At 71.8% G+C, this 19,602-nt stretch carries 15 protein-coding genes; 3 read left to right on the top strand and 12 right to left on the bottom strand.

Annotation, left to right across the window (positions count from 1 at the left end; genetic code table 11):
• The first annotated feature begins 108 nt into the window (after positions 1–108).
• The gene (locus BLV39_RS06410) at positions 109–5,400 is read left to right on the top strand and encodes an SCO7613 C-terminal domain-containing membrane protein (protein WP_143049657.1); all 5,292 of its coding nucleotides are present in this window, start codon (positions 109–111) and stop codon (positions 5,398–5,400) included.
• On the opposite strand, the gene BLV39_RS06405 is transcribed toward BLV39_RS06410, so the two are convergent.
• From BLV39_RS06405 to mca, 9 genes are all read right to left on the bottom strand, one after another.
• Positions 5,397–5,843: a GNAT family N-acetyltransferase gene (locus tag BLV39_RS06405; protein WP_176984785.1), complete on the bottom strand. Its 447-nt coding sequence runs from the start codon at positions 5,841–5,843 to the stop codon at positions 5,397–5,399. The genes BLV39_RS06410 and BLV39_RS06405 overlap by 4 nt on opposite strands.
• Positions 5,840–6,337 carry a 5-(carboxyamino)imidazole ribonucleotide mutase gene (gene purE / locus BLV39_RS06400; protein ID WP_176984784.1) on the bottom strand — a complete coding sequence of 166 codons (498 nt, stop codon included), beginning with the start codon at positions 6,335–6,337 and terminating at the stop codon, positions 5,840–5,842. The genes BLV39_RS06405 and purE overlap by 4 nt, the downstream gene beginning before the upstream one ends.
• Complete coding sequence (locus BLV39_RS06395) at positions 6,334–7,485, bottom strand: 5-(carboxyamino)imidazole ribonucleotide synthase (protein ID WP_090788336.1); 1,152 nt, start codon at positions 7,483–7,485, stop codon at positions 6,334–6,336. Before BLV39_RS06395 ends, purE begins: the two co-directional genes overlap by 4 nt.
• Before the next feature lie 23 nt (positions 7,486–7,508).
• Positions 7,509–9,506, bottom strand: a complete 1,998-nt coding sequence (locus BLV39_RS06390) for a thioredoxin domain-containing protein (RefSeq protein ID WP_090788333.1) — start codon at positions 9,504–9,506, stop codon at positions 7,509–7,511.
• A 475-nt stretch (positions 9,507–9,981) separates the two neighbouring features.
• Positions 9,982–10,419 carry a pantetheine-phosphate adenylyltransferase gene (gene coaD / locus BLV39_RS06385; protein ID WP_239083738.1) on the bottom strand — a complete coding sequence of 146 codons (438 nt, stop codon included), beginning with the start codon at positions 10,417–10,419 and terminating at the stop codon, positions 9,982–9,984.
• 280 nt (positions 10,420–10,699) lie between these two features.
• The gene (locus tag BLV39_RS06380) at positions 10,700–11,110 is read right to left on the bottom strand and encodes a hypothetical protein (protein WP_143049656.1); all 411 of its coding nucleotides are present in this window, start codon (positions 11,108–11,110) and stop codon (positions 10,700–10,702) included.
• 306 nt (positions 11,111–11,416) lie between these two features.
• Positions 11,417–13,942, bottom strand: a complete 2,526-nt coding sequence (locus tag BLV39_RS06375; protein ID WP_090788329.1) for a putative bifunctional diguanylate cyclase/phosphodiesterase — start codon at positions 13,940–13,942, stop codon at positions 11,417–11,419.
• Positions 13,943–14,201: 259 nt separating this feature from the next.
• Entirely contained in the window at positions 14,202–14,450 is a 249-nt protein-coding gene (locus tag BLV39_RS06370; RefSeq protein ID WP_090788327.1) for a hypothetical protein, read from the bottom strand.
• Between the two features lie 61 nt (positions 14,451–14,511).
• Entirely contained in the window at positions 14,512–15,393 is an 882-nt protein-coding gene (gene mca, locus BLV39_RS06365; protein ID WP_090788325.1) for a mycothiol conjugate amidase Mca, read from the bottom strand.
• Between the two features lie 123 nt (positions 15,394–15,516).
• On the opposite strand from mca, the gene BLV39_RS06360 reads away from it, so the two are divergent.
• Together BLV39_RS06360 and greA are read left to right on the top strand one after the other, a co-directional pair.
• Positions 15,517–15,963 (top strand): DUF4307 domain-containing protein, encoded by a 447-nt coding sequence (locus tag BLV39_RS06360; protein WP_239083737.1) that lies wholly within the window; start codon positions 15,517–15,519, stop codon positions 15,961–15,963.
• Between the two features lie 87 nt (positions 15,964–16,050).
• A complete protein-coding gene (greA, locus tag BLV39_RS06355) occupies positions 16,051–16,551 on the top strand; it encodes a transcription elongation factor GreA (protein ID WP_090788323.1) in 501 nt (166 codons plus the stop codon).
• Positions 16,552–16,615: 64 nt separating this feature from the next.
• Here greA and ilvA read toward each other — a convergent pair whose 3' ends face one another.
• The 3 genes from ilvA to BLV39_RS06340 are packed head-to-tail and all read right to left on the bottom strand — an operon-like array spanning position 16,616 to position 19,583.
• Positions 16,616–17,827, bottom strand: a complete 1,212-nt coding sequence (gene ilvA, locus BLV39_RS06350; protein ID WP_090788321.1) for a threonine ammonia-lyase — start codon at positions 17,825–17,827, stop codon at positions 16,616–16,618.
• Positions 17,824–18,840 (bottom strand): DUF4328 domain-containing protein, encoded by a 1,017-nt coding sequence (locus BLV39_RS06345; RefSeq protein WP_090788319.1) that lies wholly within the window; start codon positions 18,838–18,840, stop codon positions 17,824–17,826. Before BLV39_RS06345 ends, ilvA begins: the two co-directional genes overlap by 4 nt.
• A complete protein-coding gene (locus BLV39_RS06340; RefSeq protein ID WP_176984783.1) occupies positions 18,837–19,583 on the bottom strand; it encodes a DUF4328 domain-containing protein in 747 nt (248 codons plus the stop codon). The genes BLV39_RS06345 and BLV39_RS06340 overlap by 4 nt, the downstream gene beginning before the upstream one ends.
• Between the last annotated feature and the right edge of the window lie 19 nt (positions 19,584–19,602).

Here is a 19,602-nt window from a genome sequence, read left to right as displayed (position 1 = left end):
ACCGATTTCGGGTGTCGCGTCCGGACACGCCCAAAGGGACTGTTCAATCGACGTCCAGTATTGGCATGCTTCCGTATAGGCGTCACCGTCCTGCCGCGAAGAGGTGCGATGGAAAGGTATCCGTGTCCCTCCTGCGGCCGGGAGATCGATCCCGCTCCCCGCTGCCCCTACTGCAACGCTGAGCAGGGCCGATGGGCCGACGAGGTGCAACGCATCGAGCGCGAGATCGCCGAGATCCGACGCCAGGACATCCAGCTCGCGCGTGACCAGCGGCTGCTCGCGCAGCGCATGCAGGCCGCCCGGTTCCAGCGCGACATCCTCTCCGCGGCCAACCAGGAACGGCTCAAGGAGCAGATCAAGAAGCCGCGCCGGGTGCTGCGCCGCCGGGCCACCAAGCGTCCGCCGACCGCCGACCCAACCGGTCCCCGGATCCCTCGGCAGCAGCCGACCGGTGCGGGAGCACCCCCGGAACCGCCTCCGCCGCCTCGGGTGCAGGACCTTGACGACGAGGGGGTACGCCCGGAGGCGTCGCCCCGCGAGATCCAGAACGTCTACCTGGGCCTGGGCGCCCTTCTGCTCGGCGTCGCCGCGGTGGTCTTCGCCGGCGTGACGCCGTTCGCGATCCCCCGCCTGGCGATCCTGACCGGCGCGGCCGCGCTGATGTTGGGCGTCGCGCCGTTCGTCCGGGCCCGACAGCTCAGCTCGACCGCCGAGACCGTCTCCGCGGTCGGCCTGACCCTCGTGCCGCTCATCGGCTACGCGCTCTACCTCGTCCCGGCCGTCCGTTCCGGACCCGTGCCGGGTGAGGTGTTCGGCGGCATCGTGTTCGCCGTGACGGCCGCGATCGCGGCGGTCTACGCCAGCGCGACCGGCCTCAGCGTGCCCCGCTACGCCACGGTGCTCGCGCTGCAGCCGGTCATCCCCCTGCTCGCGCACGGCTCGATCAACGGACCGACCGGCTGGGCGTTCTCGCTGGCCGCGGTGGCCGCCATGGACGTCTGGCTGGGCCGGCAGTACGCCGCCTTCGGCTCCCTGGTCCCGCCCGCCTGGTCGGCCCGCCTGGCACCACCACGCCCGACCCCCGTCGACGAGCCCGCCGCCACCGCCAAGACCACCACCGCCGAGGACGACGCCGGCCCCAAGGTGTCCCGGATCGTGTCGAGCCCGGTGCCGGGCCAGCGCACCGAGGAAGAGGGCGCGGGTGACCCGGCAGCGGCCGGGATCCGCCGTCCCGAGGGTGCCGCAGAGGAAGCCGAGGTGCTGCTCGACGCCGGCCCCAGCGACGCCCCAGTGTCCGGCCCGCCGCCACAGACCGAGGTCACCGCCCGCTGGCTGCGCGAGATGTCGTGGGTGCTGTTCGGCATCGCCATCGGCGCCGCCCTGATCTACGCGGTGGCCGGTCTGGTCGAGGCCCGCACCCTGCCGGCGGCCACGGTGGCCGGCATCGCGCTGGTCCTGTCGGCCGGCATCGGGCTGGTCGGCTCGCTCCAGCTCCGCCGCCGGCCGTTGCCCGACGTGGCCGGCGCGGTCATGACGCTGGCCATCATCGGCGCGGCCGGCCGGGTCGCCTCGGTCGCGTTGCCGGGGCACGCGCTGGTCGTGGTCGCCGCGATCATCGCGCTGATCGGCTTCGCGGTCCGCGCCCTGCCCGACGAGTCCCGCCGAGGCCCGCAGCTCGCCTCGACGGCGGCCATGCTGGTGCTCGGCGTGGTGATCGCCGGCAACACCCTGCGCGCCGCGATCGCGCCGGTCGAGGCCGCGCTGCCGATGTGGCGGGCCGACCTGACCGCGTACGACGCGAAGCTCGACGCCGCCATCGGCTCCGCACAGTGGCAGCTCGCGGTCGCGGCCGCCCTGCTCACCATCGCCGCCGTGCTGGCCGCCCCGCAGGAGATCCGTCGTGAGCTGGCGGTCGCCGGCGCGGCCCTGACCGCGCTGGCCGCTCCCGCCTCGTTCGACCTCGGCTGGGCCGCCGCGCCGTGGCCGCCGGCGATCGCCGCGATCGCCATCGGCGTCGCCGGCCTCTGGGCCCGCACCAACCGCGCCGGTGTCGCACACGCCGTCGGCGCGGCCCTGGTCGGGCTGGCCGCGGCCGGTGCCTCCACCGCCCGGCCCGCGCTGACCGCCGCGGTGCTGCTCGTGATCGCCGCCAGCGGGGCACTGATCGCCGCGGCTGCCCGCTCCGCCACGATCCGCGACAACGCCGGCGCCGACGCGGTCGGTGAGTGGGCGGCCGGCGGTGCGGCGTTCGCCTTCCCGGGCGCCGTGGCCAGCTTCGTCGCCGCGACCGTGCCGGCCACCAACGCCACCGTGCCGATCCTGGCCACCGGCTTCCTCGCGGTCTGCGCGACGCTCAGCTTCGCGGCGCTCAACCAGGTGGCCGAGCGACACCTGAGCATCCCGCTGACGGTCGGCACCGGGCTGGGCGCGATGACCGTCGCCGCCGCCGCGTTCGCCGCTCCGCAGTCCATGGTCGCCGACAAGCTGGTCGGCGCGCTGATGCTGGTCGCCGCCGTGCTGCTGTTCCTGGCGCCGTCGATCGACCACGGCCGCCGGGCCGACCGGATGCTGGACGGTGCCGACTTCGCCTCGGCGGCCGCGACCACCGCGCTGATCGGCGCGCTGGCCCGGATCGCGGCGATCCTCGCACCCGGCGGTGAGATCGCGACCGTGGCCGCGATGATCCTGGTCGTCGCCATCGCCGTGCGGGCGCTGCCGGAGGGCTGGCGGCGCGGCCCGGCACTGGGCATCGCCGTAGGCGGTGGCGTGATCGCGGCCGTCGCCGGCTACCAGTCCCTCGCCGGGGGCCTGCGGATCCTCGCCACACCGGGCGCGCTCTGGGAGGCCGACCTCTCCCGGTGGCCCGGCAGCACCGACGCGATCGGCTCCTGGCAGGCGCCGGTGGCGCTGGTGCTGCTCGCGGGCGCCGCGGCCATCGTGCTGCCCCGCCCCTGGTCCTACGACGTCGCCGGGGTGTTCGTCGGCCTGGCCACGATCGGTGCCCCGGCCGCCCTCGGCCTGCCCTGGTACTCGCCGATCCTGGTCGGCGGCGCCGTCGCCACCATCTACGGCGTGGCCGCCGTGATGGCCGCCGACCCCCGGGCCGGCATCGCCCGGATCTGGGTCGCCGCCGCCGTCGCCCTGCACGCGGTCGGCGCCAGCGTCGTGCGCCCGTGGACCACCGCGGCGGCGCTCGGCATCATCGTGCTGATCGGCGCCGTCGTAGCCGGCCTGGCCGCCAACGCGGTGGCCGGCCCTGCGGATGAGGCCGGGCCGCGCTGGCCGCTGTTCTCCCGCCCAGGCACCGGCGCCACCACCGAGTCCGCCGGCTACCCCGACGCCGAGTCCGCCGGCCCGATCGGCGTCGACGCTCAGGCGCGGGCGGCGGGCGAGCGGGTCACGGTGCCCAACAGCCGGCCCGGCACCGAACGGATCACCGTGCCTGCCGGCGACGAAGACTTCGGCCCGTCAGCCGGCGGCAGCGCTCCGACCGGCGGTGGCGGCACCGCGACGATGACCCGGCCCCGCGCGGCCGCCACCGGCGAGCGGGCGGCCACCTCGGCCGACATCGCCGCGCCGCCGCACCTGAGCACCGTCGGCGGCCTCGCTCTCGGCGGCGCTCTGCTGGCGCTGCCCGGGGCCCTCGCCGGCTTCGCCGCGTCCGTGGGCAGCTCGGCGGTCGTAGTGCTGACGGCCGCCCTGGCCGGCTCCAGCCTCGGGATGGCGCTGCTGGCACTCACCCGCTCCCGGATGGCGCCGTTCCTCGCCTACGCCTCCGTCGGCCTGGCCGGCGGCGCCACGATCACCGCCGCCACGGCCCTGGGCACCGGCGTCTCACCCGGCGTGTACGCGGCCGCCGCGGCGATGCTCGGCATCCTCGCCGAACTGCTGCGGGCGACCGTCTCGCCGGGCGGCGAGGCGGAGCGGGTCCGCCGGTGGAGCGCGTTCGGCTCGGGTCCCTGGCGCCGCCAGCTCGCCGCGTCCGGCCGGCGCTGGTCGCTGGAGCCGGCGATGGGTGCGCTGCTGCTGGCCGTACCCGGCATCCTCTTCGCCCTCTATGCCCTCGGCCCCGCGCTGATCGCCGCCCTGATCGACCCGCTCCAGGTGGTCAACCGGGTGTGGGAAGGCCCGCCGGCGGCGCTGCTAGACCCGCCTGAGGCCGCGGTGGACCCGTCCAACGTGCTCTCCGCACTGCTGCTGACCGTGGCGGCCGGGCTCGCCGCACTGGCGTTCTCCGGCGGCCGGCCGGCCCGGGCGATCCCGGTGGTGCTGCCCGGCATCGCGGTGACCATCCTGATCACGCCGATGTCCCTCGGTCTCGGCTGGCCGCAGACCACCCAGGCGGCGCTGGCCGTCTTCGCGGTCACCATGCTCGCTCTGGCGCTGACCCCGCCGCCGCCGGAGTCGGAGCTGGCGCAGTCGCTGCGCTCGGCCCGGATCACCGCCTTCGTGATCGGGCTGGCCGCCGGCAACGCGGGCCTGTCCGGCAGCCTGGCCACCCGCGGCATGACCCTGTTCACGCTGGGCAGCGCGGTGCTGGTCGGCGCGGCGGCCGCCCTCTACGGCAAGACCGAGCGGGCCCGCATCCTCGGCTGGCTGTTCGCCGCGATCATGGCGCAGGCCTTCGTGCTGACCCTCGGCCTGGTCGGTGGCCTGCCGCGCACCACGTCGGCGTTCGGCGTGCTGGGGGTCGGCGCCGCGCTGCTGATCGGCGCCGCGCTGGTGCCCCGACTGCGCCATCCCCAGGCGCGACGCGAGGCGACCACGGTCGAGTGGAGCGGCTACGGGGCCGGCCTGATCGCGTTCGCGCTGGCCTTCGACTCGCTGCCGCACCTGGCCGGCCTGCTCGCCGCCTGGGGCGCCGTGCTCGGGATCGCGGCCGGTCGCCCCGGTCGCCGGGCCTCCCGCCGCCGGGTCATGTTCTACTCCGCCCTGGGCTGCGAGGTCGTCGCCTGGTGGCTGCTGATGGACCTGGGCGAGGTGCGGCTGCTCGAGGCCTACACGCTGCCGTTCGCCGCGGTGGCGCTGGTCGCCGGCCTGATCGAGCTGCGCCAGCGCCCGTCGCTGGGCAGTTGGGTGGCGTACGGCCCGGCCTTGGTGGCCGCGTTCCTGCCGACGACGGTCCTGGTGCTCACCCGCGACACCACCGACACCCGCGAACTGCTCCTGCTGGTCGGAGCGGCCGCGACCCTCATCTTCGGCGCGATGGTCAAGCAGCAGGCGCCGGTCATCGTGGGAGCGGTGGTCACCGGCATCTCGGCGATCCACTTCACCGTGACCCGGGTCGGCCCGTACTACGTCGTCCTGCCGATCGGCGTCATCCTGCTGGTCCTGGGCGCCAACAACGAGAACCGCCGCCGCGCCCAGGAGCGCATCCGCAGCCTGCGCGGGATGCGTTAGCGCGTGTAGCGCCGCAACTGGACCGGGCCGCCGTCGGGGCCGGTCCAGTCAGCCTGCGTGGTGTGGCTGTGCTGCCAGCCGGTGGCCGCGTAGAAGGCGACCGCGGCCGACCGCTGCTCGTCGGTGACCTCGAGGCTCAGCTCGACGTCGTGCGCGGCCGCCCAGGCCGTCGCCTCGCTGACCAACGCGGTGCCGACCGCGCGGCGCCGCGCGGCCGGGGTGACGAACAGCCGGGACAACTCGCCCGCCTGGATCGCCACGTGGCCGGCGATCGTGCCTTCCGGCAACTCGGCGACCCAGGCCCGCACGAGGCCCGGCGGGTCCAGCCAGCCGACCGGATCCAACGGCCAGTTCAGCGGGTACGCGTCGGCCTCGTGCACGGCACGCAGCGCGGCGACGCAGCCCGGCAGGTCAGCCGCTCGCCGCGGGCGGACAAGCGTCATGCCGACCGCAGGGACGCCTTGAGCGCGGCTTCCTTCTCGGCGACCAGCACCTCGAGGCCGGCCTGGAACTCCAGCATGCGCTGGCGCAGCGCCGGGTCGGCCGTGGCCAGGATCCGGACGGCCAGCAGGCCGGCGTTGCGCGCGCCGCCGATCGAGACCGTGGCCACCGGCACGCCGGCCGGCATCTGCACGATCGAGAGCAGCGAGTCCATGCCGTCGAGGTACTTCAGCGGGACCGGCACACCGATCACCGGCAGCGGAGTGGCCGAGGCGACCATGCCCGGCAGGTGTGCGGCACCGCCCGCACCGGCGATGATCACCCGAAGGCCACGATCGGCGGCGGTACGCGCGTACGCGATCATCTTGTCGGGTGTGCGGTGTGCGGACACGACGCCGACTTCGTAGTCGACACCGAACTCGTCGAGTGCTTCCGCCGCGGCGCGCATCGTCGCCCAGTCGGAGTCGCTGCCCATGATCAAGCCGACGGCCGTCACTCGTGGGTCCCTTCGCGTAGCCACCAGGCCGCGCGGGCAGCGCGGGCACGCAACGACGCCAGGTCGTCGCCGAGGACCGTCACGTGGCCGATCTTGCGGCCCGGACGGGTCTGCTTGCCGTAGAGATGCACCCGGGCGCCGGGGTCCTCCGCGAACAGGTGGTGCATCCGCTCGTCGATCGACATCCCGCCGGCCGGCCCGCCGAGCACGTTCGCGGACACCACGACCGGCGCGGCCAGTGCGGTGTCGCCGAGCGGATAGTCGAGCACCGCACGCAGGTGCTGCTCGAACTGCGACGTCCGCGCACCCTCGATCGTCCAGTGCCCCGAGTTGTGCGGCCGCATCGCGAGCTCGTTGACGACCAGCCCGCCGGATGTCTCGAACAGCTCCACCGCGAGCAGCCCGACCACATCCAGCGCGGTCGCCAGGTCGATCGCCAGCTTCTGCGCCTCGACGGCGAGGTCCTCCGGCAGCAGCGGCGCCGGCGCGAGCACCTCGACGTTGATCCCGTCGCGCTGCACCGTCTCCACCACCGGGTAGGCCGCGACCTGTCCGAACGGCGACCGGGCCACCTGCACCGCCAGCTCACGGCGCAGCGGCACCAGCTCCTCGGCGATCAGCTCCGTGCCACTTGCCAGCACCTCGGCGGCCGCCTCCGGCGAGTCGACGACCCACACGCCACGCCCGTCGTAGCCGCCCCGGGACGCCTTGAGCACCAGCGGCCAGCCGGCCCGCTCACCGAACGCGGCCAGGTCGGCGGGCGAGGCGATCGGCTGCCAACGCGGCACGGGCGCACCCAACTCCGACAGCCGCTCCCGCATCCGGCGCTTGTCCTGCGCGAACACCAGCGCGTCGGCAGACGGGAAGACCTTGACGCCGTCGGCGGCCAGCGCGCGGATGTGCGCCTCCGGCACGTGCTCGTGGTCGAAGGTGACCACGTCACAGCCCTTGGCGAAGGTACGCAACGCGGCCAGGTCGGTGTGCTCGCCGATCCGCACGTCGGCGGCGACCAGCGCGGCACCGTCGTCAGGATGGGCGGCGAGCACCCGCAGCGACTGGCCGAGGGCGATGGCGGCCTGGTGGGTCATCCGGGCCAACTGGCCACCACCCACCATGCCGACGATAGGCAGTCCGGTACGCGAATCCATGGCGCGCGAAGCCTATCCCGGCCCTATCGCCGCGCGAGCTGCGCGGTGAGGTCCGCCACCGCCGTCGTCGGGCGGTCACAGACAAAGCCGCGGCAGACGTACGCCGTAGGCGCGCCATCGACCAACGGACGATCAGCCAGCAGGGGTACGCCAGGCGCGTCCGGAGCACCGACCAGCACCACGGCCCCCGGCGGGGCCAACTCGTAAGCGGTCGCCACCAGCGGATCACCGGTCGGATCGTCGCGAGTGGCGATCACGATCTCGTACGGCCCGGAAAGCAACGCCTCCCCGGTAGCAGCCGCATACCCGCTGAACCGCGGATACTTCGAAACGATGGGCGCCACAGTCCCCAGCGCCGCCTCGGCCGCCTCCCGATAGCGCGTCTCACCACTTAAAGCCGTGTAACTGACCAACGCGGCCGCCAGCGCCGAGAGCCCAGACGGGGTGGCGTTGTCGGTCGGGTCCGCGGGCCGGGTAACCAACCGCTCGGCGTCGTCGGCGGTGTCGTAGTAGCCACCGTTGCCGGTCGGGAAGTGCGCCAGCGCGGCGTCCAACAGCCCACCGGCCAACTCCAACCACTTCCCGTCGAGCGTCGCCTGATGCACGGCGCAGAACGCCTCCGCGACAGCCCCGTAGTCGTCGAGCACCCCGGGCGGATCACCCACCACGCCATCGCGAGACACCCGACGCAGCCGGCCGTCCACCACGTGCCGTTCGGCCAACAGCGTCGCGGCCCGCACCGCGGCGTCCAGCGACTCCGCGCCACCGGTGGCGAAGTAGTGCTCGACCAGACCCACGATCGCCATCCCGTTCCAGGAGGCGACCACCTTGTCGTCACGGGCCGGCTGGGGCCGCTGGTCACGAGCGGCCAACAACCGCCGCCTGACCTCCGCCCACCGGTCCGCGACAGGCGGATTCGCGTCGTCGATGTCCCGGGCCAGCCGCAGCACGCTGGCACCCTTCTCGAACGTGCCGGCCGCGGTCACCCCGAAGATCCCCGCGGCGTACGCCCCGTCGTCGTCCCCAAGGGCATCAACCAACTGGCCAGGCGTCCACGCGTACGTGAGCCCCTCCACCCCGTCGGTGTCGGCGTCGAGCGACGAAGCGAAGCCACCTTCGGGCGTACCCAGGTCGCGCATGATGAACTGCGCCGTCTCGTCAGCGACCCGGCGTGCCAACGGATCCCCGGTCAACCGCCACAGGTGCGTGTAGACGCGCAGCAGCAACCCGTTGTCGTACAACATCTTCTCGAAATGCGGCACGATCCACCGAGCGTCCACCGAGTAGCGAGCGAACCCACCGGCGAGCTGGTCGTAGATCCCGCCGCGAGCCATCGCCTCAGACGTGTGCCGCACCACCTCCAACGACCGCGCATTGCCGGTCCGCTGGAAGTGCCGCAACAGGAAGAGCAGGTTCATCTGTGGCGGAAACTTGGGCGCGCCCCCAAAGCCGCCGTTCTCACCGTCGTACTCGCTCGCCAACTTGGCGGCCGCACCGTCCAACACCTCAGCGGTCAACGGCGCGCTGATCCCGCCGAGCGCCTGTGCCCCGCCGATAGCCTCGACCACCGCGGCACCCTGCCGAAGAACCTCGTCGCGCTGCTCGTGCCAGGCCTTCGTCACCGACTCCAACAGTCGAGAGAAGTTGGCCTTGGGAAAATAGGTGCCGCAGAAGAACGGAGTCCCATCAGGGGCCGCGAACACCGTCATCGGCCACCCACCCTGGCCAGTCATAGCCTGGGTAGCAGTCATGTAGACCGCATCGACGTCGGGCCGCTCCTCCCGGTCGACCTTGACGCTGACAAAGCTGTCATTCATCAACTTGGCCACACCGGCATCTTCAAAAGACTCGTGCGCCATCACATGACACCAGTGACAAGCGGCATACCCCACAGAGATCAACACCGGCACGTCCCGACGCCGAGCCTCCTCGAACGCCGCACTCCCCCAGGGCCACCAGTCGACCGGGTTGTCAGCGTGTTGGAGCAGGTATGGGGAGGTGGCATCACCTAGCCGGTTCACTGTTCCAGCCTGTCACACCCTTGGGGCTGTCGCTCTCAGCGCGCGCCGTCCCACGACCGGTCCCCGTCCGTCGTTCGGATGTCGCTGCGTCGCTGGTCGCGGTCTTGGCGGGGGAGGATGTTGCGCGTGCCGACAGGCCGCATAACCCGCGACCTCTATAGTCGGCACCCACAACATCCTCCCCCGCCCCGACTCAGCTCAGCGTCGGTCGACTCCGATTCCGGGCCGCGGGACACAGTCCATCGGCCGGCCTTCGCTTCGCGACTGCCGCGGGGGTCGAGGTTGCGGGGTAGGCGGCGGCATTGCGAGAGGACATCGCGCCCCGCCCCCTGCCACCCACAATGTCCCGTCGGTGGGTCGGGGCTTCCACTGTGCCTGACCGCCGTCGGACCTGATCGACATGGTGTGGCCGGGGATTCGGCCTGCGGCACGCAGTTGTCCTGGGGCACCGGTCGTGCGTGGTCGAGGTGAGCGGTCAGGTTCGTAGGGTTCGTACTGCGGTGGATGACATCGTTGCTAGCTCTGGTCGGGTGGGCAGGAACAACGTCGGCACGCCTAGGGCTTCGTTCATTGCGGCGAGTTCGTACTCGCGTTGGTAGTCGGTCGAGTCTCTGACTCCGCGGACAATCACATCGCATCCATGGCGTCGGCAATAGTTCACGACTAACCCATGCCAGGTGGCGACCGAGACGTCTGCCCAGTTTGCTGGGAGCGAGCGCTGGATCGCCTTCGCCCGTGCAGCAGTTGTCTGAGACGGGCGTTTGTCGTCGTTGACTGCCACCAGGACGGTGAGGTGGCCGAACATGCGACGCGACCGGTCGACTACGTCGAAGTGGCCCGGCGTGAAGGGGTCGAACGTCCCGGGATAGACCGCCCGAGTCAGGCCGAGACCGCTACCAGACGCACGTGTCACCGAGCCAGCCTAGGCAGCGCCCTCCTACTGAGGAAAGCCAACTGAACCGACTCGTAATCGACCTCACCGGCGAGCTGCGCCCGAGAAAGTCGACCAGTTCGACTCGCAATCGGGCTCGCTGGCAAGCCTGCGCGTGCCCGGGACCGCAACCGTGCGCATGTCGCGCGACGGAGATCAGCCGATCCACGGCCGGGCGGCGGAGTTGACCAGCGCTGGGCTGGGTTAGGGCGGGCTGCGACGGAGCGACATCCGGCGAGGCGAAGAGCGAGCGGTCGTGGTCTCAAGCGGGCCCATCGGCGTGAAGCGGAGAGACCGCGGCACGAGCCGCCAGACCACAAACGGGACGACCGATGATCTCCTTTGCCCACTCCCGAGCCAAAGCGTCGGCCGGCGCGCGACCGCGCACGTGGGCGCGACGGTCGGGTTCGTTGCCGGTCGTCGTGTAGGCGACCACGAGCCAACGGCCGCTCACGGCTCGCCAAGGCCAGACGAAAACAGTCGTCAGTAGCGCCGCTAACCAGTTGAGCAGCCAGAAGACGAACGGGAGGAGGTTCAGGGCGAGCAGGATCCCGGTCATGTCGACGGAATCGTTGAGGTTCCATCCCATGTAGACGGGTCGCCAAGCAAGCCGCCGCCGCCCAACCCGCCAAGCGTCCCACTCGCCAGACGCGCCCTTGGCCACCACCCGCACACAAACATTGTGTGCACCGACGACCACAAGACGGCATCGCCCGTGCCGGCAACCGCCAGCAACCCCGCGGCCTGAGCCCCCCACGAATCGCGCAGCGGAGACCAACCAATGGACTGTGGCCCGCGACCGGGAATCGGAGTCGACCAAGGCTGAACTAGGTCAGGGCGGGGGAGGATGTTGTGGGTGCCGACTATAGAGGTCGCGGTCTATGCGGCCTGTCGGCACGCACAACATCCTCCCCCGCCCTAGAGCGCGACCAACGACGCAGCGACATCCGATGAAACGAGCCGCTACCGGTCGTGGGACTCAGGCCGACCCATCGGCGCGAAGCGGAAAGACTTTGGCGCGAGCCGAATCGGTGAGCTGACTTAAAACGGCGACGATCTTGTCAGCGGGCATCGGCTTGAAGAAGTGGTAACCCTGGGCGGCCGCACAGCCGAGGTTCTCGAGGGCCGCGCGTTGGGCAGCCGTTTCGACACCTTCGGCCACGACGCGGAGACCCAACTCCTGGCCGAGGTTGATGGTGAAGCGGACGATCGCGGCGGCCTGGGGGGACTCGGCCATGCGCATCACGAAGGAGCGGTCCACTTTGACCTCGTCGACCGGTACGCGTTCGAGGAAGGCCAGCGACGAGTAGCCCGTGCCGAAGTCGTCGAGGGCGATCCGGATGCCCATGGCGCGCAGGGCCGCCAGGACCTCGTCGATGACCTCCTGGTCGCTCATCACGACCGTCTCGGTGATCTCGAAGACCAGGCGCTCGGGACCGACGGCGTGCTTGCGGAGCAGTTCGGCGACGGCGTTCGGGAGGTGCTGGTCGAGCAGGTTGTGTGCCGAGAGGTTGACGGCGATCGGGACGTCCATGTTGTGCGCGGCCACGTCGGCGGCGACGCGCAGGGCACGGTCGATCACGTACAGCGTGAAGGCTCCGAGCAGGTCGCTGTCCTCGGCCGCGCGGACGAAGTCGCCGGGCTTGAGGATGCCTCGGCGGGGGTGGCGCCAGCGGATCAGGGCCTCGACGCCGGTCGGGGCGCCCGTGGTCAGGTCGACCGCCGGCTGCAGCGCCAGCACGAGCTGGTCTTCGGCCTCGAGTGCCTCGCGGAGCTCGGACAGCAGGGTCAACTGGTCGGTGCTGCTCTCGTCGCGGCTCGGGTCGTAGCAGGCGGTGTTGCCGCCCCCACCCTCCTTCGCCTGCCGGAGCGCGATGTCGGCGCGGCGAAGCAACTCGCCCATGTTGGCACCACCGGCAGCCGCGACGACGACGCCGGCGGATGCCTCGACCGCCAGGGCGATGCCCTGCACCTCGGTGGTCTCGGCGACGGCGTCGACCATCTCGTCGGCCCGGTCCAGCGCGCGGGAGGTGGTCATCCGCTCGGGTCCGGCGATCAGCAGCGCGAACTGGTCACCGCCGAGTCGGCCGAGTAGTTCGCCGGGGCCGGTCAGGGTGTTCATGCGGGTCGCGGTGGCGGCGAGGAGCTCGTCGCCGGCGGCGTGGCCGAGGGTGTCGTTGACGGCGCGGAAGCGGTTGATGTCGACGACCAGCATCGCGATCGGGTGGTCGCGGCCGAGCTTGCGCAGGGCCGCGTCGCCCTGTGCGACCACGGCGGCCCGATTGAGCAGGCCGGTCGGTGCGTCGTGCACCGCGTCGTACGACGAGCGTTCCTGGAGCAGCGACCACGCCCGGTGGGTGACGGCGTCGTGCAGGGCGACCGCGAGGGTGTCGCCGAAGGACCGCAGGGCGAACTCGTCGCGGGCGGACGGCAGGGTGGGCCTCGGCAGCGCGACCCGGATCTGGCCGACGAGTTGGCCGCGGACGGTGAGCTCGCGGACGAGCGTGGAGTCGTCGCCCTCGGTGGCCGGGCGCTCGTCGACGTCCATGGTGCCGCTGCCGCCGTCGGCGTCGCCGTGGTGGCGCCGCCAGCCGCCGTCCATGCGGACCACGTCGAGGTCGACCCGCTCGGCGACCAGGAGGCGCAGCGCACCGGCGACGCCGGCCGTGGCCACCTCGTCTTCGTCGAGCTTCTTGAGGGCGCTGGTCGCACCCGCGAACTCTTCCCAGGCGCGGCGCTCGTCGGCGGCCCGCAGGCGCTGCCCGTAGGTCTGCTGGAGCAGCCAGAGCGCGGGCGGGAGCAGGAACAGCCAGGCCGGGTCGGAGTGGACCATGGCGACCACGGCGAGGCCGACGACGACGTTGCCGATGAACATCAGCAGCTTGTCGTTGAGCGCGCGGACCAGGGTCGCGAACACCGGGACGCCGTGGACGAGGCGCAGGAAGAGCACCGCGAGCAGTGCGCCGACCAGCAGGTACGTGAGCGCGCCCAGGATCAGGGCCGCGGCCAGCGGCGGGGTGAGCCGGGCGCCGATCGGGTCGGCGAGCAGGCAGGCGACCGTGACGGCGCCGGCGACCGCGACGGTCTGGCTGGCCGCGATGAACAGGACCTCGAGCGGCGTGCGGAGCTTCGCGAAGACCGACATGAGTAGCCAGGCGGCGAACGTGCCGGCGAAGGTGGCGGCCGGCAGCCAGCCGGACGGTGCGACGTAGAGGCCGATGATCAGCGCGGCCTCGCCCCAGGTGACGGATAGTCGCCCGGAGCCGATGCGTAGTCGGAGGCTCGCGAGTTGCGCCAGCGCCATCACGCCGCAGGCGATGCCGAACCGGGCGGCCGGCGGCAGCGAGTCGCCTTCCCGGAGGAACGCCGGCCAGAGCAGCCCACTGATCGTCGCGACGACCGCGAGCACCACGAGCAGGCCGGTGAAGGCGTGCGCGCGGACGGGTACCTCCGCCGCGCCGGAGCCCCGGGCGACGCGGTCGATGCCGGCACGCAGCGCGCTCATCGCCTGCTCCCGCCCACGGGACGGTTGACGGGAGCGGGGCAATGATCGGCAAAGGACAGATCATGCCGGGAGCGGCCGGCGATCGTCATCGGCGCCCCCTTCCGCGCACGCCACGGAAACCCACACGGGTCCCCACGGCGGAAGGCTAAGCCAATCCGAGTGGGCGCAACAGGGGTCAGACGTCTGGTTTGGCCGTCAATGGGTGCCGTCGTGCCTGGTCAGCACCGGATTGCCCAGTCTGGAACGAATCCAGTGGTAGTCAGGAACGGTCAATCGGGTCAGATGGTTTCGCCGCGACAGATTTCGTGGTGGTCGGATCCACGACATTGTCATCCGGTCCGGGGAACCGCTCGGGCAGCCGCTTGAGGCGGCTGTTCATGTTGCGGATCAACAGAACCGTCGCGGTGCCCAGCAGAATGATGAGCAGCAGCCCCATCGGGCCGGCCAGCCCGCCCTCGCGGGTGTCACCGAAGTTGTTGACGGCGAGCACGTCGACGACAGTCCGCATCGGCGGCACACTCCTTCTCGCCCGGGGGTCGGCAGCGGCCCTTCACGCTACGCCCGCGCGCTCAGTGGGCGCGCACCGCCTCCCGCACGCCGGTGAACAGGTCGGACTCGGGCACCGGGCTGTCGACCAGCGACTTGACCAGCTCGAAGTCTTCGGTCGGCCAGACCTTGCGCTGCAGGTCGAGCGGAACCCGGAACCAGGCGCCGTCGGGGTCGACCTGGGTGGCGTGTGCCCGCAGGGCGTCGTCGCGGGTCTCGAAGTATTCGCCGCACTCGACCCGGGTGGTGACCCGGTCGCCCTTGTCTTCGCGGGTGTCCCAGTCCTTGAGCCACTCGGTGTAGGGCGACTCCAGGCCGGCGGCCAGCATGGCCTCGTGCGTGGCCAGCAGCCGGCTGCGGCTCCAGCCGATGTTGTAGTAGAGCTTGAGGGGCTGCCACGGCTCACCGAGCTCGGGGTAGCGATCCGGGTCGCCGGCCGCGTCGAACGCCGCCACGCTGACCTTGTGGCACATGATGTGGTCGGGGTGCGGGTAGCCACCGTTCTCGTCGTAGGTGGTCACCACGTGCGGCCGGAACTCCCGCATCAGGCGCACCAGGGGCGCCGTGGCCACCTCGAGCGGCTCGAGCGCGAAACACCCCTCCGGCAGCGGCGGCAGCGGGTCGCCCTCGGGTAGGCCCGAGTCGACGAACCCCAGCCAGGCCTGCTTGACGCCGAGGATCGCCCGGGCGGCGTCCATCTCGGCGCGCCGGATCTCGGCGATGTTCTCCCAGACGTCGGGCCGGTCGAGCTTGGGGTTGAGCACGCTGCCGCGCTCGCCGCCCGTGCAGGTCGCGACCAACACGTCGACCCCTTCAGCCACATAGCGCGCGGCCGACGCGGCACCCTTGCTGGACTCGTCGTCCGGATGGGCGTGCACGGCCATCAGACGCAACTGCTCTGCCACGAACTGCTCCCCCTCGTCCCTGCCTCGGACCTGCTCATCCTCGGCTGCGAGGATGGAACCCTGCCATTCTGGCCGATCGCACCGACAAGATTTCGCCGGGACCTAGCCGCAGGGGTGCCCCCGTTGACCGAGACTCCGACATCAGCCACAGCAACCACGCCACGCGCGCCCGTGTTCCCGCCCGGCCGCTACGGCCGCCGGCGCGAGCCGCAGCGGCGCCGGCCCTGGGTGGTCGCCGGCCTGGCCCTGGTCGTCCTGGTGATCGGCGGGCTCGTGTCGGTCCGGCTATACAAAAACTACGGCGACCCGGCGTACGACGCCCAGGTAGTGACGTACACCGACATCAGCGACGCCGGGCTCACGCTGACGTTCCGGGTCACGATCCCAGAGGGTGGGCAGGCGAGCTGCGTCATGCGGGCGCGTTCCAAGGACGGCGCCGAGGTCGGCCGCCAGTCGGTCGTGGTCCAGGACCAGTCCGGCGACGGTGCCACGACAACGGTCACCCAACGCCTGGTCACGACGGCTGAGCCATTTATCGGAGAAGTGCTGCGCTGCGTGCCCGTGCAATAAACGGGTGTTTCGGGCGCGACACCCGTTGGTCGATCGCTGGTAAGTTGGAAGTTCGTACCTGTCAACCGCCACCCAAGGAGATCGTCTGTGTCCACGACCGACCGCGGGGCTCCCGTCACCTGGTTGTCCCAGGACGCGCATGACCGGCTCCAGGCGGAACTCGACGACCTGATCAAGGCCCGCCCGGTGATCGCCGCCGAGATCAACGCCCGCCGCGAGGAAGGCGACCTGCGCGAGAACGGCGGCTACCACGCCGCCCGCGAAGAGCAGGGCAAGCAGGAGCACCGGATCAGCTACCTCAAAGAGTTGCTGCGCACCGCGCAGGTCGGCGACGCCCCCACCGCCGACGCCGTCGCGCCGGGCACCGTGGTGACGATCCACTTCGACGACGACGCCAGCGACACCGAGACGTTCCTCCTCGGCTCGCGCGAGATCTCGGCGACCACCGACCTGACCGTCTACAGCCCGGAGTCGGCGCTCGGCAAGGCCATCCTCGGCGCGCACAACGGCGACACCGTGACCTACACGGCCCCCAGCGGCGCCGACATCAAGGTCACCGTGGTGAAGTTCGCGCCCTTCGAGGGCTGAGGACCAAACGGCATAACCCGCGGCGCACGGCTGGACGAACCCGGCTCGTGCGCCGCGCGTGTATCTACGCGAACGAGACGACGTATCCGCTCGCCCGCAGTGCGCCGACCACCTGGTCGGAATGTTCCGAGCCGCGGGTCTCCACGGACAGCGCGACCTCGACCTCGCCGAGCCGCAGGTGCGGGTTCTGCCGCTGGTGCGATACGTCGACCACGTTGCCGCGCTGGTCGGCGATCTGCCGCAGCAGGTTCGCGAGCTGACCCGGCCGGTCGACGCAGCGCACCGTGAACCGCAGGAACCGGTCCGCGGCGGCGAGGCCGTGCTCGATCACCCGCATCAGCAGCAGCGGGTCGATGTTGCCGCCGGAGAGCACCGCGACGGTCGGCGGCTCGGCCTCGACGACACCCGCGAGCAATGCCGCGACGCCGACCGCGCCGGCCGGCTCGACGACCAGCTTGCCGCGCTCGAGCAGCATCAGCAGCGCCCGTGAGATGTCTTCCTCGGTCACGGTGACGATCTCGTCGACCAGCTTCTCGACATGCGCGAAGGTGATCTCACCGGGGCAGCCGACCGCGATGCCGTCGGCGATCGTCGAGTAGTTCGTGAGCCGGGTCGGCTCCCCCGCGATCAGCGAGGGCGGGAACGCGGCGGCGTTGGCTGCCTGCACCCCGATCACGCGTACGTGCGGGTTGATCGCCTTCGCCGCCACGGCCAGACCCGAGACCAGGCCGCCGCCACCGACCCCGGTCACGATCGTGCGGACCTGCGGGCACTGTTCGAGGATCTCCAGGGCCACCGTGCCCTGCCCGGCGATCACGTCGGGGTGGTCGAAGGGATGGATGAAGACCGCGCCGGTACGGTCGGCGAACTCCTTGGCCGCGACCAGCGACTCGTCGACCGTGGCGCCGACGAGCTCGATGGCCGCGCCGTAGCCCTTGGTCGCCGCGACCTTCGGCAGCGGTGCGCCCTCGGGCATGAAGACGGTGGCGCTGGTGCCGAGCATCTCGGCGGCGAGCGCGACGCCCTGCGCGTGGTTGCCGGCGCTGGCCGCGACCACGCCGCGGGCACGCTCGGCGTCGGTGAGCCGGGCGATCCGGACATACGCTCCGCGGACCTTGTACGAGCCGGCGCGTTGCAGGTTCTCGCACTTGAGCCAGGCCGGGCCGCCGAGCCGGGCGCTCAATGGGCGGGAGGGTTCCATCGGCGTGGTGCGCACGACGCCGGCCAGCAGCTCGCGCGCCGCCTCGACGTCGGCCAGCCCGACAAGGTCCGTCATGCCCCGATGGTCGCACTTCCATCGCCGTCCGGCGCGGCGGCCCGTGGTGTTACGCCGATCACTGGGTCGGTGCCGGGCGAGCCCACCGGGTCCGGACCGGCGCCCACCAGGCCTGTCCCCTGGCCCGTTCCGCGCGAGGCCGTCGGGTCCGGACCGGCGCCCACCGGGCCTGTCCCCTGGCCCGTTCCGGGCGAGGCCGTCGGGTCCGGACCGGCGCCCACCGGGCGTGTCTCCTGGCCCGTTCCGGACGAGGCCGCCGGGTCCCATCGCTCCTGGGCCGGGCTGCCTACGAACGCCGTCGGCGCGTCGGCCGGCGCGGTCAGGGCGCGGTTCTGCGCCTCGTACCAGCCGCGGTAGATCCGGTCCTCCTGCGCCGCGGAGGTCCGGGATACGACGAAGGCGAAGGCGGCCGCGGCGATCAAGCCCGCCGCGGCGGCCACGGTGTTGGCCCGGGCCAGCTCGCGGTAGTAGTCCGACACGATCGCGATGTCGGAGATGTCGGAGTAGAGCGCGTTCTCGGCCCACACGTTCCCGAAGCGGTTGGCGACCATCGCGACCAGCAGCGCGATCCACCAGACGATGGCCACGCGGGTGACCCACCGGTTGCGGGTGCTCTCCCGGACCGCGTTCGCCATCATCCGGCCGGGCACGAAGAGGTTGGCGATCGGGAAGAACCAGCCGCCGATTGTCCAACCGGCCGCGAGAGACGGTTTCGTGTCCGGGAAGGCGTCGAGGTTCTTGCGCGCCCGCCACAGCCAGATGACGGTCAGCACCAGAGCCGGGAACTGCCCGACGGCGAAGGCGAGGTCGGCGACTTCGGCAAAGCGCTCCAGGTTCGAGGCGGTCTCCAGATCGCCGGCGTACCCGCCCTGGCCAATGCTGATCTTGATCGCCCAGAACAGCACCGCCGCGACCACCAGGGCCAGCGCGGTCAGGCCGACCACGATGATCGCGGCCACGCCGACGCCACGGTTCCGATAGGTCCGGTGGCCTTCGTAGACGAACTGGTTCATCGCTCATTCCCCGCGACCGGCTGCACGACGGACTCGTCGGGAGCCGTCATGGCGCGGTTCTGCTCCTCGTACCAGCCGCGGTGGATCCGCTCCTCCTGCGCCACTGAGATCCGCAGGACGGTGAACCCGAACGCCGCCGCGGCGACGAGACCGGTCGCGGCGGCCACGGTGTCGACGGCTCCCAACGAGCCGTAGTAGGTCGACACCGCTGTCGCGTCGACGGCATACACCGCCCCGAGCCGGTCCTGCGCCACCATGGGTCCGAAGCGGTAGGCGATCATCGAGACCACCAGCGCGATCCACCAGCCCCTGGCCGCGAGGGTGACCCACCGCTCCGTGCTGCTCTCGCGGGCGACGTTGGCCATCACCCGGCCGGGCACGAACATGTTGGAGAACGGCAGAAACCAGGCGCCGATGGTCCAGCCGGGAGTGAGGTAGGGGTCCGCGTCCGGAAAGGCGTCGAGGTTCTTCCGTGCCCGCCAGAGCCAGACGATGGTCAGGGCCAACGCCGCGATCTGTGCGGCGGTCAACCCCCTGGCAACCAGGACGGTCAGCCGCTCCAGTCGCTCGGGGGTTTCCAGGCTGCCGGTGGCGCCGGCCCGGTCGGTGGTGACTTTGACCGCCCAGTAGAGGGCCGTCAGGACCACCAACGTCACCGCCGCCACGGCGACAGCGACGGTCGTGACCACGCCGACGCTGCGAAGTCGATAGGTCCGGTGACCTTCGTAGACAGCCTGGCTCATCATCCATCCCCCGTTTTCG

Source organism: Asanoa ishikariensis (assembly GCF_900107455.1).
Lineage (GTDB): Bacteria > Actinomycetota > Actinomycetes > Mycobacteriales > Micromonosporaceae > Asanoa > Asanoa ishikariensis.
The sequence above is the reverse complement of the archived record's forward strand: the minus strand, read 5'-3'. Positions and strand labels throughout refer to the sequence as shown.